Annotated in this window: 17 protein-coding genes; 13 read left to right on the top strand and 4 right to left on the bottom strand. The window is 35.5% G+C overall.

Annotated elements, in window-relative coordinates; genetic code table 11:
* Position 1: 1 nt before the first annotated feature.
* The 4 genes from IPL24_15680 to IPL24_15665 form a co-directional block, all read right to left on the bottom strand.
* Positions 2-775, bottom strand: a complete 774-nt coding sequence (locus tag IPL24_15680) for an ATP-binding cassette domain-containing protein (GenBank protein ID MBK8365046.1) — start codon at positions 773-775, stop codon at positions 2-4.
* Positions 775-1,569, bottom strand: coding sequence for an ABC transporter permease (locus tag IPL24_15675; protein ID MBK8365045.1), 795 nt, complete (start codon positions 1,567-1,569; stop codon positions 775-777). Before IPL24_15675 ends, IPL24_15680 begins: the two co-directional genes overlap by 1 nt.
* Before the next feature lie 137 nt (positions 1,570-1,706).
* Positions 1,707-1,883: a hypothetical protein gene (locus IPL24_15670; protein MBK8365044.1), complete on the bottom strand. Its 177-nt coding sequence runs from the start codon at positions 1,881-1,883 to the stop codon at positions 1,707-1,709.
* A gap of 67 nt (positions 1,884-1,950) precedes the next feature.
* A complete protein-coding gene (locus IPL24_15665; GenBank protein MBK8365043.1) occupies positions 1,951-2,271 on the bottom strand; it encodes a hypothetical protein in 321 nt (106 codons plus the stop codon).
* Positions 2,272-2,443: 172 nt separating this feature from the next.
* Between IPL24_15665 and IPL24_15660 the strand changes: the two genes are divergently transcribed.
* The 13 genes from IPL24_15660 (at position 2,444) to IPL24_15600 (ending at position 16,204) form a co-directional block, all read left to right on the top strand.
* Entirely contained in the window at positions 2,444-2,965 is a 522-nt protein-coding gene (locus tag IPL24_15660) for a hypothetical protein (GenBank protein MBK8365042.1), read from the top strand.
* A gap of 330 nt (positions 2,966-3,295) precedes the next feature.
* Complete coding sequence (gene kaiC, locus IPL24_15655; protein ID MBK8365041.1) at positions 3,296-5,014, top strand: circadian clock protein KaiC; 1,719 nt, start codon at positions 3,296-3,298, stop codon at positions 5,012-5,014.
* Positions 4,998-5,321 (top strand): circadian clock KaiB family protein, encoded by a 324-nt coding sequence (locus IPL24_15650; GenBank protein ID MBK8365040.1) that lies wholly within the window; start codon positions 4,998-5,000, stop codon positions 5,319-5,321. Before kaiC ends, IPL24_15650 begins: the two co-directional genes overlap by 17 nt.
* Positions 5,311-5,643, top strand: coding sequence for a circadian clock KaiB family protein (locus IPL24_15645; protein MBK8365039.1), 333 nt, complete (start codon positions 5,311-5,313; stop codon positions 5,641-5,643). Before IPL24_15650 ends, IPL24_15645 begins: the two co-directional genes overlap by 11 nt.
* Positions 5,636-6,931, top strand: a complete 1,296-nt coding sequence (locus tag IPL24_15640) for a PAS domain-containing protein (GenBank protein MBK8365038.1) — start codon at positions 5,636-5,638, stop codon at positions 6,929-6,931. Before IPL24_15645 ends, IPL24_15640 begins: the two co-directional genes overlap by 8 nt.
* Before the next feature lie 11 nt (positions 6,932-6,942).
* Positions 6,943-7,350 (top strand): response regulator, encoded by a 408-nt coding sequence (locus IPL24_15635; protein MBK8365037.1) that lies wholly within the window; start codon positions 6,943-6,945, stop codon positions 7,348-7,350.
* A 142-nt stretch (positions 7,351-7,492) separates the two neighbouring features.
* Entirely contained in the window at positions 7,493-9,157 is a 1,665-nt protein-coding gene (locus IPL24_15630; protein MBK8365036.1) for an SBBP repeat-containing protein, read from the top strand.
* 38 nt (positions 9,158-9,195) lie between these two features.
* Positions 9,196-10,005, top strand: coding sequence for an ion transporter (locus IPL24_15625; protein MBK8365035.1), 810 nt, complete (start codon positions 9,196-9,198; stop codon positions 10,003-10,005).
* Positions 10,006-10,626: 621 nt separating this feature from the next.
* On the top strand, positions 10,627-12,591 hold the full coding sequence (locus IPL24_15620; protein MBK8365034.1) for a PAS domain S-box protein: 1,965 nt from the start codon (positions 10,627-10,629) through the stop codon (positions 12,589-12,591).
* Positions 12,592-12,629: 38 nt separating this feature from the next.
* The gene (locus IPL24_15615; protein ID MBK8365033.1) at positions 12,630-13,070 is read left to right on the top strand and encodes a response regulator; all 441 of its coding nucleotides are present in this window, start codon (positions 12,630-12,632) and stop codon (positions 13,068-13,070) included.
* Between the two features lie 37 nt (positions 13,071-13,107).
* Complete coding sequence (locus tag IPL24_15610; GenBank protein ID MBK8365032.1) at positions 13,108-13,509, top strand: response regulator; 402 nt, start codon at positions 13,108-13,110, stop codon at positions 13,507-13,509.
* An 80-nt stretch (positions 13,510-13,589) separates the two neighbouring features.
* The gene (locus tag IPL24_15605; protein ID MBK8365031.1) at positions 13,590-15,809 is read left to right on the top strand and encodes a PAS domain-containing sensor histidine kinase; all 2,220 of its coding nucleotides are present in this window, start codon (positions 13,590-13,592) and stop codon (positions 15,807-15,809) included.
* Positions 15,806-16,204 (top strand): response regulator, encoded by a 399-nt coding sequence (locus tag IPL24_15600; GenBank protein MBK8365030.1) that lies wholly within the window; start codon positions 15,806-15,808, stop codon positions 16,202-16,204. The genes IPL24_15605 and IPL24_15600 overlap by 4 nt, the downstream gene beginning before the upstream one ends.
* The last annotated feature ends 614 nt before the right edge of the window (positions 16,205-16,818 follow it).

Genomic DNA, 16,818 nt, shown 5'->3' with positions numbered 1-16,818 from the left:
CTTATTGAATAAAATTATAATTGTAAAATTCTTTTATTACTTCTTCACTACTTTCAAAAACTTCTTTGAAAGTCCCGGTTCTTGAAAATTGTCCATCAAGTAACATTGCAACCCTGTCGCCTGTTGCTTTCGCACATGTAAGGTCATGCGTGATAATTATTGAACTGGTATTATATTGTTCTTGTACTTCGTTGATCAGTTTATTGATCTCTGTACTGGTAATCGGATCCAGTCCGGCAGTTGGTTCATCATACAACATGATCTGTGGTTTCAGAATTAATGTACGGGCAATTCCAATACGTTTTCTTTGTCCACCTGATAAACTCGAAGGCATTTCTTTCAATTTGCTTTTGAGTCCGACAGCATCAAGAACTTCATCAACGGATTTTTCAACTTCCTTCTTTGTAAGTTTCGGGAAATTCATTGTCAGCGGAAATTCAAGATTTCGTTTTACATTCATACTATCATAGAGCGCACTGTTCTGAAAAGAGAACCCAATATGTAAGCGGAGTTCATTCAGTTCTTTTAATGTTAACTGATCAACATTTTTTCCTAAAACAATTACTTCTCCTTTATCCGGCTTAAGCAAGCCGGAAATAATTTTTATCAGAACAGATTTACCTGTACCTGATTTTCCGAGTACAGCTATATTTTCTCCTTTATGTAAATCGAGGGATATACCTTTCAATACATGAAGATCTCCAAATGATTTGTAAAGATCTTTTATGGAAATAACCTTTTCGTTATAATTTATTTTATGTTGGGCTTCCATCATTAAAAGAATCTTATCCAGTTAGCGATTTGAACAATAACAATTTCTTCGATGAAGATTATGAACATTGAAATTACAACAGCTTCATTTGCCGCTTTACCAACACCACTTGTACCTTGTGTTGCATAAAATCCTTTATAACAACCGATGATACCAATTGTGAATCCAAAGATGATCGATTTAACAACTGCAGTAAAAAGATCAAGGAAGTGAATTGTAGAAAATGCATTTTTGAAAAATGCTAGGAAGCTGGTCATTTCTTCTGCATGCACATTAATATATGCTCCGAGAAGTGCAACTACACTACAATAGAATGAGAGAATTGGAATTGTGATGAGTGTAGCGAGAACACGGGTAACGACCAGGTATTTGAAGGGGTTGATCGCAGATACTTCCATTGCATCGATCTGTTCAGTAACTTTCATTGAACCAAGTTCAGCCCCAATTCCTGATCCTACTTTTCCTGCACAGATCAAAGCAGTGACTAACGGGCCCAGTGCTTTTACGATTGCAATTCCAATGAGTGAGGGCAACCAGGAAGTAGCGCCAAAATCTTCCAGAGATGGCCGCGATTGTTTGGTAAAAACAATTCCGATGATAAATCCGGTTAATGAAATAAGTGGTAATGCCCGCAAGCCGATCTCAAAACATTGATTTATTACCTCTGTAAAATGGAAAGGTCTTCTTACAACCTGTTTAAAAAAATCCTGGGTAAACCTATATGCTTTATTTACTCCGTAGAAGTATGCATCAAGCTTTTTGGAAAGTACATATTTACCTGATGTAGTATTTTTCACAGAATATAAATGGTTTGATCGGGAAAATCGTCGATTGGTAATGATTAATTAACCCGGGCAAGTTAATCATTTCTTTATTCCGGCATCAGTTTAAAGAACATAAAGCATCAACAGACAAGCTTTAAAAAGAAATGGTTCTAGTTTTTTTTCCCTACTCTGCTGATGAGCCAGATGATAAGAGCAACAACCAGTACGACCATTATAATTCCAAAGCCCATTCCTGCTTTAAAAATACCGCCTACAACAGAACATCCTGTCAAGGCAATCATAATGAACAGTAAGAGGGAGTCAAATAATATTGTTGGGTTTTTCATATACTAATATTATGAAAAGCAGGAAATCATCCTTAGATGACTTCCTGCTTTTGTATTTACAAAAGGATTAGAGAGTAGAGTTTCCGGCACTTCTGTCAGTACCTGTTTTATCAGTGTTGCCACCTTTAACATCACCGGACATTTTCGGTTTATTGGTTTCCGTAGTTTCTTCAGATGCATCAGTGTCTGCATCAGTTTCAGCAGTGAAATTTCTTTCAGAAGGATTTGCTTCTTTGTTTTTATTATTTTCATCACGTTGAGGCTGATCAGAAGAATTTGTTCCTTGCTGATTTCCTTTTTGCTGATTACTTCCTTGTTGTGATCCACCCTGTTGATTTCCTCCCTGTGGAGTAGACCCTGATTTATTCATTGAATCTTGATTTTCCATTGTCTTTTATTTAGAGATCTGTTCGGCATTGACCAGAGCTACCTGACAATATTATAATAGTGTGCCACTGAACGTTAATTCCTGAGTTTGGAAAAAAAGCATACTGATTCATATAGAAAAGGCGAAATTTGGGAATGATTATTTTAAAACAGCATTTTAACATATTGAAATAATGGCCGGATTACTTTCGAATTCCGAATATATTCTCGAAAAACATCCCTGGAACTGGTATGCGCCCCCGGATAGTAAGTCACTCGTGATTGGAACTTTTCCAAGTGCATTGAAAAACAGGAAGTATGACTTCTATTATCCCAATCCTGCAAATTTCTTCTGGAGGATCATGTCTGAAATTTCCGGAATCCCGTTGCTTCATTTTTCAGGTGAGCAGGCTGTTATAGAACGAAAAAATATTCTTACAAAATTGCATCTGGCAATATCGGATATGGGAAAAACGATTGCACGGTATAAAGAAAGTTCGCTTGACGAACATCTTGAAGTTCGTGAGTACATGGAAGTTTTTAAAATTCTGGAAGAAAATCCCGGGATTGAAAAAATTATTTTTACAAGCAGTAGTGGTAAGTCAAGTGCAGCCAAGTGGTTTCTTCAATATTTAAATTCAATGGGAATCAAACATAAATTTCCAAAAGAGAGAAAGCCGGTACGGTCTGAATTTATTTTTAACGATCGAAAATAAGTCTGGTGATTGCATTTTCACCATCTCCCGGGCGGCGAACAGAATTACATTTGAGAAACTTGTAGAAATTTATAGAAATGAAATTTTATATTTAGTGTAATTTATTATTCAAGAATAAAAATTGTGTAATTATCTGGACAAAAAATTTATAAAAATTGTGTAATTTTTAGCATTGTTCTTTATTTTTTCAATTTCATTGATTAGGAAAAATAACTTTTGGGGTGCTGGCATATTATTTTCAAATCGTTGGATGTAATTCTAAGCTTATAATTTATAAAGAATTCGATGTGAGAAGACACTTTTTCAGCTCACATATTTAACCACACGAATATGGCACTGAAGAATTTTAAAAGCAAAACATTATTAAAAACTCCGACAGGAATAAAAGGTCTGGATGAAATTACCGGTGGAGGTTTGCCCGCGGGTCGACCAACGCGTGTATGCGCTTCTGCAGGGTGCGGAAAAACCGTTATGTCAGTTGAATTCCTGGTAAGAGGAGCAATCAAATATAATGAACCCGGAGTATTCGTAACGTTCGAGGAAAAGGCGGAAGAAATTACTACAAATGTTGCGTCACTGGGATTTGATCTCGACAAACTTGTCCGCGATAAGATGTTGAAGATCGATTATATTCATATTGATAAAAGTGAAATTGATGAGACCGGAGAATATGATCTTGATGGTTTATTCATCAGGTTAGGTCATTCAATCGACAGCATTGGAGCGAAAAGAATTGTACTTGATACGATTGAAAGTTTATTTTCGGGATTAGAAGACCAGGCAATTTTACGGGCAGAATTGAGAAGATTATTTAATTGGTTAAAAGAAAAAGGGGTAACAGCGATTATTACCGGAGAGCAGGGAGATGGAAACATAACCAGACAAGGTCTGGAAGAATATGTTTCAGATTGTGTGATTCTACTTGACAACAGGGTCATCAATCAGATTTCTACCAGGCTTTTAAGAATTGTAAAATATCGTGGATCATTACATGGCACGAATGAATATCCGTTTTTAATTGATGAGGATGGTATTTCAGTACTACCGATTACATCATTGTTACTACAATACGAAGTTTCTAAAGAAAGAGTAAGTACAGGCATTCCGTCATTGGACGAAATGCTTGGTGGTAAAGGATTTTTCAGAGGCAGTTCAATTCTTGTTTCGGGAACAGCAGGAACAGGGAAAACAAGTATTGCATCTATTTTCGCAAATGAATCTTGCAGAAGAAAAGAGCGTTGCTTGTATTTTGCTTTTGAAGAGTCGCCTTTACAGATCCTTCGCAATATGAAATCAATCGGAATTGATTTGAAGAAACATATTGATGCAGGACTTCTTGAAATGCATGCATCAAGGCCAACATTGAATGGACTTGAAATGCATCTCGTTTCAATGTATAAAAAAATTAAGCAATTCAAACCGAAGATAGTAATCCTCGATCCGATCACAAACCTGGTGACAGTAGGTTCTGTAAGTGAAGTTAAAGCTATGCTGATGCGGCTGATTGATTTTTTACAATCAGAACAGATCACGGTATTGTTCACAGCGCTTTCACTGAACACAATAGTTAATGAGCAAACCGATGAAGGAGTATCTTCATTGGTTGATGCATGGATCCTTGTTCGCGATATCGAATCAAACGGTGAACGAAATCGTGGAATGTATATAATGAAATCACGTGGAATGAAACATTCAAATCAGGTTCGTGAATTTATTATTACGGATAACGGACTTGATCTTGTTGATGTTTATCTGGGTAATGATGGCGTACTCATTGGTTCAGCACGAGAAGCACAACAATTGGAAGCATTGACAGATGCCAGATTACGCAAACTAGCCTCTAACAGAAAAGACATTGAGATCACACGTAAAGAAAAAGTTCTCAACGCTAAAATTGCTTCATTGGAAGAAGAATTTGAATCGTTGAAAGATGAACTGAACAAAGTTTACGTAGAAGAAGAATTAAAGCGTAGTGTTATTGAAGAAAACCGATTGGCTTTAGTTCAAAAAAGAAATGCTAAAACATCTGATAATGGCAAAAAAAAGTAAGACAACCGAAAAGACCTATAAGTGGGAATTGAGGTTATACATAGCAGGCAACACTCCAAAGTCGACCGTAGCATTGAGTAATCTAAAACGCTATTGTGAAACACATTTAAAAGGTGAGTACAGAATCGAAGTGATAGATCTTCTTGAAAAACCACAGTTAGCAGAAGGAGATCAGATTTTAGCAATTCCAACTTTAGTAAGAAAATTTCCCGAACCGATCAGAAAGATCATAGGTGATTTGTCGAATGAAACAAAAGTTTTAGTTGGCTTGAATATTCGGCCATTAAATACTGAGTATGAAAAATAAAAAAGAACACAAGCCGGAAGCAAGTGGCGATACAGGTGAGAATCCGGAAAAACTTGTTCTTAAATTATTCATTACAGGTGCGTCTGCAAACTCAGTCAGAGCTGTAACGAATCTTCAGGAAATTTGTCAGAAATATTTGAATGGCAATTACACTTTGGAAATCATAGATGTTTATCAGCAAGACGAAATTGCTGAAAAGGAAGAGTTGATTGCTTTACCCATGCTTTTAAAAAAAAGCCCCCTTCCCGAGCGAAAACTCATAGGCGATTTATCGGATACAAAAAAAGTATTAAAAGGATTAGGAATAAATATTAATGGATAAAAAGGAGTCATATATAAAGTCGAATACTGAACTGGAAAAAGAGTTGGCCGAGTTACATCAACAATTGGATGAAGCACTTGAAACTATTGAAGCCATCAGAAGCGGACAGATTGATGCATTGGTTGTTCAGACAGAAAAGGGAAATCAATTGTATACTTTAAAAAGTGCTGATCATCCATATAGGGTATTTATTGAAAAAATGAATGAGGGTGCAATTACAGTTAACACAGATGGAATTATTCTCTATTGCAATTCTAGTTTTTCGCGAATGGTGAAGTCTGATATTTCTTCTATCATAGGATTTCCCATTGTTAAATTTATTGCAAATGAAAGCCTGAAAACCTATCGCCGGCTTTTTGAAAAGTGCTGGAAGACCGATTGCCAGGGTGAGGTCATGTTGCGGACCGGACTGCGGACAATGCCTGTAAAATTATCACTTACAACTCTTGAACTGGAACTGGGTATTTCACTGAGTATAATTCTTACAGATCTTACTAATGAGAAGCGTACTCAGAAACAACTTGAAAAAAGTAATATGGAGTTGGCAAAAAGTAATATTGCTTTGGAAATCAGTAATCATGATCTGCAGCAATTTGCATCAGTCGCATCTCATGATTTGCAGGAGCCATTACGGAAGATCCAGATCTTTGCTAATATGTTGAATGAGCAAGGAAATGAAAATCCTCGTGAGTTCAGAAAATATCTGGGTAAAATAATTTATTCTACAGGAAGAATGCGAAACTTAATAGTGGACATTCTGAATTACTCACGGTTATCAGTAAATGACCCTTTCTATGAATGGGTGGATCTGAATGAACTTGTTGCAGAATTAAAGGGTGATTTTGATTTGATTCTTGCAGATAAAAAAGCAAAAATTATCTCAGAAGATTTAATAGAATTGTATTGCAATAAAGGCCAGTTACGTCAGGTGTTTCAGAACCTGATAAGCAATGCTCTTAAATTCTCAAGTGCAGACCGCAATCCGGAAATACACATCAGTTCGAGGCGGGTAAATACAAAATCATTTAAAGCAGAATCTAATCCCAAAGGAAAGTTTGTAATCATCAGTATAAAGGATAATGGAATTGGTTTTGAATCTAAATATGTGGATTCAATTTTTTCATTATTTGAAAGATTAAATCCAAAAGATAAATATGAAGGTTCAGGTTTAGGTCTGGCGATAGCAAAAAAGATCATTGAAAAACATAATGGTTTGATCACAGCAATAGGTGTCAATGATTCGGGTGCGGAGTTCAGATTCATTTTACCAATAGAAGGCAACTTTTAATAAGTAACAGTATGGTACAAAAAAAAGTTTTACTTGCTGAAGACGACCTTGACGACAGGATGATCTTTGAAGATTTTCTGGAAGACAGAAATGATTTTTTACTGATTTCTGTGGTCGAAAATGGAGTTGAAATTTTTGAATTTTTGAATGGTTTGAATTCAGAAAGCGAACTCCCGCAATTGATCATACTTGATAAAAATATGCCAAAGATAAATGGCGTTGAAGCCTTAAAATTGCTCAAAAGTGAAGAGAAATTCAGTAAAATAAGTGTTGTTATTTATAGTACTTACATAGATCAGAATCTGGTCAATACTTGCAAAGCCCTGGGAGCGGCTGCAATTTTACCTAAGCCTTTTACCAAATCCGGCTATAATGAAATGATGGATGAGTTTTTAAGAACAACTAAGGATATTTTTTAATTTTTCGATTGAATATTTTTAAATCGAATTGCACACTTCAGATTTATTAGTAAATTGTTTCACAAATTTAACTGCAGCAGTTTCCGGAATTGCTGTTTTTTAAATTTAAGAGAATTTTTCCCTAACCCTAAATCTCAAATCAATGAAACAAAAATTACTAATATTCTTACTGTTTATTATTTCAGAAGTATTAACTGCACAAACACCAACCTTTCAATGGGCAAAGTCTGCCGGACGATACACCTCTCATGATTATTGCGAGAGTATCAGTACCGATATGCATGGCAACAGTTACATCACCGGTCAATTTCAGGATACAATCGATTTTGGTCCGACAACACTTGTTAATACAGGAACGTATGGTGAAAATATTTTCATCGCAAAATATGATGCATCAGGAAATATTGTATGGGCAAAAATACCGGGAGGAAATCATGGCTCTGAAGGATTTGGAATAGCAGCAGACAGATCAGGAAATGTATATGTTACCGGGTCATTCAGAGGGAGCATTTCATTTGGTGCAACAACTTTAACAGCAAATGGGACAGGGAATTTTTTCATAGCTAAATATGATTCTTCCGGAACTCCATTGTGGGCGCAGAAAGCGATTTGCGGTGCTGCGCAATCAGGAAAAAGTATTTGTGTGGATAAAGATGGCGGAGTGTATGCTACAGGTACTTTTGAAGATAGTACAATTTCATTTGGAAATTTTTCAATATCGGCTGTGTCACCGATCCTGGGAACAGATGTTTTTCTTGTTAAATACGATGCATCAGGCAATGTATTATGGGCAACCGGTGGCGGTGGTGGAAGTACGGATATTAGTAATGCTGTAAATGCTGATAATAAAGGTAACTCATACATAACGGGAGTATACAGAAATTCAATAACATTCGGAACAACAACATTGACTGCAGCTAACAGTGGCGGCGCTTCAGTGTTTACTGTAAAATATAATTCTGTTGGTTCACTTGTTTGGGCTAAATCATCCGGAGGATTTCCTTGTTCGGGATATGGTACAGATATAAGTAATGATGCTTTTGGAAATAGTTATGTGGCCGGTTATTTCAATAGTCCGATTATTTATTTCGATGGCGATACCCTTATTAATGCAGGAATAAATGATATTTTTCTGCTGAAGTATGATAGTCTTGGAAATGTTGTATGGGCCAGAAGTGCAGGCGGAAACAATTTCGATCAGGCCGAAGATGTTTATACAGATGAAACAGGTAACAGCTATCTCACAGGCTTTATAAAACTAAGCGCACATTTTGGACCGATTACTATGAATGCAGTCAACCAGGATGTATTTGTAGTTAAGTATGATTCGGCAGGAACGCCGTTGTGGGGTGTGAAGTCGACAGGAAATTTAAATGAAACAACCGGTGGAATAAGCTCTGATAATGCACAGAATATTTATATAGGCGGAAGATATAGTAGTCCGACAGCTATTTTCGGAACGATCCCTTTGGTGAATTCGGATGCATTTCTGGGTTCGTATGATTTATTTATTGCTAAATTAAATTATGTAGCGACTGGAATACCTGAAAACGCAATATTACCTGCAAATTTTTTCCTTTATCCGAATCCTGTTTCAGACAGATCGATATTATCGTTTTATAATGAGAAGAATGAATCATTCGATTTTAAAATCTTCGATGTAACGGGTAAATGCCTTGAGTCGGTTAGTGGCATCATTTCAAATGAAGTTGAAATTGACAAAAATACTCTGCCTGCAGGGTTGTATGTCTTCAGACTAAGTTCAGAAAAAGGAACTGTTATAAGCGGTAAATTTATCGTAGAATAAATTTATCTTGCATGGCTCTACGGAGCCATGCAATTTTTATGTTTATACCTGTCAGACTTAAAAATAAAATTTACAAAGTAATCTTTGAGTCTGAGACCAGGGCCGGAAAGATCTTTGATATATTTTTAATGCTCCTCATACTTTTGAGTACCGTTTTGGTAATGCTTGAAAGTGTTGAAAGGTACATGACAGAGTATGCAGGATTATTTTACACACTTAATTTTATCATTACAGTTTTATTTGCTGCGGAATATCTGCTGCGTTGTCTTTCAGTACCCAGGCCATTATCGTACATGGGAAGCATCTATGGTGTTATAGATCTTGTTTCATTTATTCCCTTTTTACTTGAAATTCTTTTTCCGCAATTACATTTTCTTTCAGTCATACGAATTTTAAGATTATTGCGAATCTTCAGAGTATTCAAAATGGTTCGGTTTCTTGAAGAAAGCAATGGAATGCTCCTCTCATTATGGGAAAGCCGGAGAAAGATACTGATATTTTTATTTTTCGTTTTATTGCTCACGGTGATCTTTGGTTCAATGATGTATGTTATTGAAAACGGAACCAATGAAAAGTTTACCAGTATTCCGACAAGTATTTATTGGGCAATTGTAACTCTTACGACTGTCGGCTATGGTGATATTTCACCAATCACCGCATTAGGAAAAACTATTGCCTCCGTTATCATGATCTTAGGTTATGCCATCATCGCAGTGCCAACCGGTATCATTACAGCGAGATTCATAAATGCAAATCGTTCGGAAACCGGAAGAACCTGTAAAAATTGTTTTAAACAAGGCCATGATTCCGATGCAAATTTTTGCAAATACTGCGGAACAGAATTTTAACAACATTAGTGATGTAGATTTTTATTGTCAGGATAGTTTTAACCACTCAATTTGTAAAATTGAGTTCTTGTAAAAATAAGGAATGCGATTCTTCCTTATCATTTTAATTCTCCTTTCAGGAAATCATTCATTTTTTATTTCGGATGTCACCGGAAGAAAAATCTTTTCCGGAAGATTTACAGAAACCGAATATATTATTGATCTCAATGAAGCAGCCTCCGGCATTTATTTTTGAAAGTGTCAGGAATCAGATCCTTGTCATTTAAGTTGATCGTAAGTTGTTTTTCTAATTTTTAAGCCCATTTAATGCCTCAGGATCAAAAAAAGGTTCGAAAAACGTAAAAAATCGACATTTACTCTGTTTAGTCAGTTAAAACTGTTCAAATGATCATTTGCAGGGTTAGGATATTTTAATGAAAACCTGAAAATATTATCATTTTAACCAATTTTTGTTAAATTGCATTAGAATCATTATAATAAAAATTAGAAAAACACAAGAAAACAAACAAGAAAAGCACCTTTTACACATACAATTTCATTCTTCTAACCCTAATGTACAGCCGGGCACACACCCCAAAGTGGGCTGACAGTTTTAAATACCAGTGATTAATTTTTTTCCGGATGAAAGAAGTGATAGAGTTTTTTAGTCGATTATTCGATAGTTCTGACTGGCCCCCAAGGTGGCATTGCGGTAAGTGGTCTGAATTACATGGATGGCTTTATATTATAAGTGACCTTATGATCTGGTCAGCATATTTTGCTATTCCAATTGTAATTTTGCGATTCATTTCAAAGAGAGGTGAGATCCGTTTCATTAAATTATATTTTCTTTTTGCAGCATTCATTCTTACTTGTGGAATTACTCATTTGCTCGATGCTGTTTCATTCTGGATTCCGCTTTATCGGTTAAATGCATTAACAAGATTTGTTACGGGAATTTTAAGTTGGACAACAGTTTATTATATCGTTAAAAATTTACCTGTTGCATTTTCATTACGTTCTCAGGAAGCATTGGAAATTGAAATTGAACAAAGAAAACTTGCCGAAGAAAAGTATAAAAATCTGAATCTGGAACTTACTCAAAGGGTTGAAGAACGCACTGCAGAGCTGCAAAAAATTATCAGAGAAAATTATCAGTATAAATATGCGCTTGAAGAGTCATGCATTGTCGCTATTACTGATCAGAAAGGAATAATAAAATATGCGAACAGGAATTTCAGCAACATTTCAAAATTTTCACAGGAAGAATTGCTTGGTAAGGATCACAGAATAATTAATTCCGGATATCATGAGAAGGAATTCATTCGGGAACTATGGACAACAATTGCAAATGGAAAGATCTGGCGCGGTGAAATCAAGAACAAAGCAAAAGATGGAACAGTATATTGGGTAGATACTACAATTGTGCCTTTTCTTGATGAACAAAATAAGCCCTTTCAATACATTGCTATCCGCGCCGACATAACTTCCAGGAAAATGGTAGAAGAAAATCTGGTAAATAGTTTGAAGGAAGTTTCTGATTACAAATTTGCATTAGATGAATCTTCTATTGTTGCAATAACAGATCAAAGTGGAATAATAAAATATGTTAACCAGAATTTCTGTAACATCTCCAAGTATTCAAGAGAAGAGTTGATCGGACAGGATCATAGGATCATTAATTCAGGGCATCATGAGAAAGAGTTTATCCGGGAATTATGGCGCACAATAGCAAAAGGAAATATCTGGCGCGGCGAATTAAAAAATAAGGCGAAGGATGGATCTGTTTATTGGGTAGACACGACAATAGTTCCTTTTCTCGATAACAAGAATAAGCCATATCAATATGTAGCAATCAGGTCTGACATTACTCAGCGTAAACTGGCAGAAGAGGAAAATAGGATTCTCCACATTGAGTTGGAGAACCGTGTCAGAGAAAGAACAGACGAGTTAGAATCATTTTCATATTCCGTTTCACATGATCTTAGAGCGCCATTACGTGCTATAAATGGATATGCACGGATATTTGAGGAAGATTATCTTTCAAAATTTGATAAGGAAGGTATTCGGCTGTTGGGTGAAGTTCAGAATAATGCACGAAGAATGAGAGTTCTTATCGATGATCTTTTAACATTTTCCAGACTGGGAAAGAAGGAGATCAGGAAATCAGAGAATGATATGAATGAGTTGATAACAAGTGTACTTGCGGAAGTGGGCACTACAGACAATCCTAATGTCGAAATAAGGATTGACAAATTACATCCGATCAAAGCTGACCGTGCATTAATTGCCCAGGTCATAACAAATCTTATTTCAAATGCAATAAAATATTCTTCAAAAACAAAAAATGCTATTGTAGAAATCTCTTCAAAAAAAATAAATGATGAAGTGGTTTATACTGTGCATGATAATGGAGTTGGATTTGATATGGAATATATAGATAAATTGTTTTGTGTATTTCAACGATTACATGCACAGGAAGAATTCGCGGGCACCGGTGTAGGACTGGCAATCGCAAAAAGAATTATTCAAAAGCATGAAGGGAGAATCTGGGCTGAGTCACATCCCGGTAATGGCGCAACATTTTATTTTGCCCTGCCGGATTAATTTACTATTTCGAGACAAAAATTCTTAAACATTTTAAAATGATAAATACAGAAATTGAGATCTTATTGATTGAAGACAACTTGAACGACGCCGAATTAACTATTCGTGCATTAAAAAAAAATAAAGTTGGCAATGTAATAGTACACATGAAAGATGGCAGAGATGCGCTTGATTTTCTTTTTGCTGAAGGACCATTTGAAGGCAGGAATGTAAATCACAAGCCGAAGGTAATTTTGCTCGATCTGAAAATGCCAAAAGTTAGCGGATTGGAAGTATTGGAAAGAATAAAGAAGAATGAGAACACCAGACAAATTCCTGTTGTTGTTCTTACATCGTCAAAAGAAAATAAAGACATTGATCTGGCGTACAAATTAGGGGCGAACAGTTATATAGTAAAGCCGGTTGAATTCGAGAGCTTTTCAAATGCTATTTCGCATCTTGGAATTTACTGGGCTCTTATTAATCAGTCTCCTGATTGATGAAATAAATATTAAATGAGTTGACGTGGACACGAAATTGAAAATACTACATTTAGAAGATCTTCAGTCGGACATTGATCTTGTAGATAGGGAGCTGAAGAAGGGGACGTTTGAATTTGAAAAGCTGGTTGTAAGCAATCGGAACGATTATGAAAAAGCGTTGAATTCATTTCAGCCTGATATCATATTGTCTGATCATTCTCTTCCTGCGTTTAATTCTGTTGAAGCATTGAAGCTTGCACGGGAAATGATCTATTATGATGTTCCATTTATTCTCGTTACAGGAACAGTTTCAGAGGATTTTGCAGTTGAGATGATGAAAAAAGGAATCTATGATTATATCCTGAAGGATAGAATTCAGAGATTACCACAAGCAGTCCTCAATGCAATTGAAAAAAGAAAACGGAAATTGAAAGGCAGAAATTTCTTGAAAGAATAGTTGAGAGTGAATCTTTAATGGAGGAAGCGGAGCGGCTTGCACATTTCGGTAGCTGGCAAATTGATGTGGTCAAAAACTGTATGAAATGGTCGAATGAGGTTTATCGTATTTTTGGACTGACTAACACAGAGATTGAGCCAACTGTGGAACGTTACTTGAGATATATTCATCCGGAGGATCATGATCAGGTATATGAATGTCTTTTCAGCAAAACTCCAAATAGTGAGAGCACATTTAAGCTCAATTACCGGATCAGGGATAATTTTAATGAGATCAAATTTATAAGATGCGAAGCTTTCGTTGAGCGAAATCATTTGCGGGAACCGGTTCGTATGATCGGTTTTATTCTCGATGTAACAAAAGTACAACGGGCAGAAGAGGAAAAAAGAAAAGCCGAACAAAATCTGAAGACCGCCTACGAAATGCTTATGTTCCATCTTGAGAATACTCCATTAGGTTTTATAGAATGGGATAGTAACCTTAAAATACGCACAGCTTCTAAACGCGCTGAAGAAATTTTCGGATGGAGTATGGACGATTATGTTGAAAGTAAGGAGGAAGAATTTGTAAAGGTATATGAAGATGATCTTTCACGCACATTGAAATTTAAGGAAGACATGCTGAATGGAAATCTGACCAGGAGTAATTTTCAGATCAGAAATTACAGGCATGACAAAAGTGTGATTTGGTGTAATTGGTTTAACTCTGTTCAGAAGAATAAAGATGGAAAAGTGGTATCTGTAATGTCGTTAGTTCAGGATATTACAGAAAGTAAAATTGCAGAAGAAAAACTCAGAGAGAGTGAGTCATTCAACAAAGGAGTTTTAGCTTCATTAAGTTCGCATATTGCTGTGGTAGATAAAAACGGTAAAGTTGTAGCAGTTAATAAAGCCTGGGACGATTTTGCAAAAGCAAATGGTGCAATAACTTTGGAACGAACATCGAAGGGTAGTAATTATTTTGAAGTGTGTGAGCGAGCCATTAAGAAAGGGAATAAGGTTGCAAAAAGTGCATTGGATGGAATAAAATCTGTTTTTAAAAAAGAAAGAACTCTTTTCGAACTGGAGTATGAATGTAATTCGCCAACCGAAAACCGATGGTTTTTAATGGTGGTAATGGGTTTTGGAAGCGATGATGATAAAGTAGTAACATCGCATCAGGATATTACTGAAAGAAAAAAAGCAGAAGAACTTTTACGACAATCAAGATCGAATTTGAAAGCAATAATAGAGAATACTGAAGCAACAATTTATTCTATTGACAGAGAATTCAGATACATTACTTTTAATCAACGATTAAAGCAAACAATAAAATCAGTTTTTAACGTCGACATACAACCAGGCGATATAGTCTTTGATTTACACGGGAAAAATGATCCTGAAGAGACAAAATTCTGGAAAGAAGTTTATACGGATGCGTTAACCGGAGAAACTGTAAAGTTTGAGAAAAAATATATTATCCGGGACATAGAAGCTTTTGTGAACTTTTCAATTTATCCAATTTGGGAAAATGATGATATTATAGGCTTATCTTGTTATGCTGTAGACGTCACTAAGGAGAAATTGGACGAAATTTTCAAAGACAAACTAAGTTCTGATGTTATGCAAAGGAATAAAAATCTTGAACAGTTTTCTTATATCGTGTCACATAATCTCAGGTCGCCGGTAGCAAATATTATTGGTTTAACGTCTGTGCTTCAAAGTGAAGGATTAGAAGAGGAACTACGGAAAGAAATGATATCAGGATTATTTTCATCAGTTAACAAATTGGATGATGTTATTAAGGACTTGAATCAGATTCTTCAGATCAAGAAAGATGTTTCTGAAAAAAGAGAAAAAGTTTTGATTTCATCAATTATTCAGGACATTGAAATTAGTTTAAGTACTCTGATCAAAGACGAAGAGGCTATAATTGTTTATGATAAAATTGAAAGGAACGAGATGATAACTATAAAAAGTTATCTGTACAGTATTTTATATAACTTGATATTAAATAGTTTGAAATATCGCCGAAAGGAAGTGCGGCCTATTATTGAAATTTCAAGTAAAGTTGTTGAAGGAAAACTTCAATTACTAGTAAAGGATAATGGATTAGGTATAGATCTTAAGAAAAAAGGAGATCAGGTATTCGGTTTATATAAGCGATTTCATACTAAAACTGCAGAGGGAAAGGGTATGGGATTATTCATGGTAAAAACACAGGTTGAAACTATAGGTGGAAGAATTAGTTTAACAAGTATCGTAAATGAAGGAACACAATTTACAATAAGTCTGGGACTTGAAAAAGAGGAGGGGTTATGAAAAGGCCAATACGATTCGTAGTTATTGATGACGATAGAATTAACAATATGTTATGCAAGATCGTTATAGAAAAGGTGGCATCAAAATGTGAAATTAAAACATTTGAATCACCGGAAGAAGGACTGGAGTATTTTCAAAAGGGATATACTGCCAATGGCGTGCCTACGGTACTATTTTTAGATATAAATATGCCGACATGGTCAGGATGGGAATATCTTTATTACTTTGACAGTCTGGATAAAGATATAAAGGATCAAGTGATTATATTTATGTTGTCATCATCAGTTGATCCCAGTGATAAACAACGAGCTTTCGACAACAGAAATGTTACCGGTTATCTGGAGAAACCAATTACAACAGAGAAAATAGAAACAATTTTGGAAGGGTGGGATTAAGTGCGTTTCGTTGCAAAACTCCGGGGTAAATTTAACATCAGGGTTACTACAAATTTAACACAGAGAACACTGAGAAAAAAAGGGAGTAAAAGGAGGTTTCTCTTTTTACTCCCTTTTTTTTCTCTACGCTCTCTGTGTTAAAAAAAACACCAAGCTCAATTAAAACCTTTCTCGGGCTCGCTTAGTGTTAAAAAAATAGGTAGTTTTAAAGTCTATGTTAATTATCAAAACAAAACGAATAAACCTTGGTGGAATTGCTTTGTTTCCTGTAATCATTATAAATTCTAAATTAAGCTCAGAGCGACAGAAGGTTTTGATCAATCATGAGCTTATTCATATCAGACAACAAATTGAGTTACTGGTCTTACCATTTTATGTAATTTATCTTTTTAATTATCTGGTTAACCGGTTTAAATATAAAACACACGACGAAGCTTATCGAAATATTATCTTTGAGAAAGAAGCATTTTCACAAGAGTCAAATTTTGAATATTTGTCGAAAAGGTCTCTTTGGAATTTTTTAAAGCTAGTTTAATTATGCTTGATCATTGGTTAATAGCATTTAGGAGAATTTATGGGTAAAGAATCTGCGCTAAATCTGCGTAATCTGCGGG

The sequence above is a fragment of the Bacteroidota bacterium genome (assembly GCA_016711505.1).
Taxonomy (GTDB): domain Bacteria; phylum Bacteroidota; class Bacteroidia; order AKYH767-A; family 2013-40CM-41-45; genus JADKIH01.
The sequence above is the reverse complement of the archived record's forward strand: the minus strand, read 5'-3'. Positions and strand labels throughout refer to the sequence as shown.

Coding starts and splice junctions, on each gene's coding strand:
- IPL24_15630 (MBK8365036.1), top strand. CDS start 7,493: ATGAAACAAAAATTACTAATATTCTTACTGTTTATTATTTCAGAAGTA.
- kaiC (MBK8365041.1), top strand. CDS start 3,296: ATGGCACTGAAGAATTTTAAAAGCAAAACATTATTAAAAACTCCGACA.
- IPL24_15645 (MBK8365039.1), top strand. CDS start 5,311: ATGAAAAATAAAAAAGAACACAAGCCGGAAGCAAGTGGCGATACAGGT.
- IPL24_15650 (MBK8365040.1), top strand. CDS start 4,998: ATGGCAAAAAAAAGTAAGACAACCGAAAAGACCTATAAGTGGGAATTG.
- IPL24_15605 (MBK8365031.1), top strand. CDS start 13,590: ATGAAATGGTCGAATGAGGTTTATCGTATTTTTGGACTGACTAACACA.
- IPL24_15600 (MBK8365030.1), top strand. CDS start 15,806: ATGAAAAGGCCAATACGATTCGTAGTTATTGATGACGATAGAATTAAC.
- IPL24_15620 (MBK8365034.1), top strand. CDS start 10,627: ATGAAAGAAGTGATAGAGTTTTTTAGTCGATTATTCGATAGTTCTGAC.
- IPL24_15640 (MBK8365038.1), top strand. CDS start 5,636: ATGGATAAAAAGGAGTCATATATAAAGTCGAATACTGAACTGGAAAAA.
- IPL24_15660 (MBK8365042.1), top strand. CDS start 2,444: ATGGCCGGATTACTTTCGAATTCCGAATATATTCTCGAAAAACATCCC.
- IPL24_15625 (MBK8365035.1), top strand. CDS start 9,196: ATGTTTATACCTGTCAGACTTAAAAATAAAATTTACAAAGTAATCTTT.
- IPL24_15665 (MBK8365043.1), bottom strand. CDS start 2,271: ATGGAAAATCAAGATTCAATGAATAAATCAGGGTCTACTCCACAGGGA.
- IPL24_15670 (MBK8365044.1), bottom strand. CDS start 1,883: ATGAAAAACCCAACAATATTATTTGACTCCCTCTTACTGTTCATTATG.
- IPL24_15615 (MBK8365033.1), top strand. CDS start 12,630: ATGATAAATACAGAAATTGAGATCTTATTGATTGAAGACAACTTGAAC.
- IPL24_15680 (MBK8365046.1), bottom strand. CDS start 775: ATGATGGAAGCCCAACATAAAATAAATTATAACGAAAAGGTTATTTCC.
- IPL24_15635 (MBK8365037.1), top strand. CDS start 6,943: ATGGTACAAAAAAAAGTTTTACTTGCTGAAGACGACCTTGACGACAGG.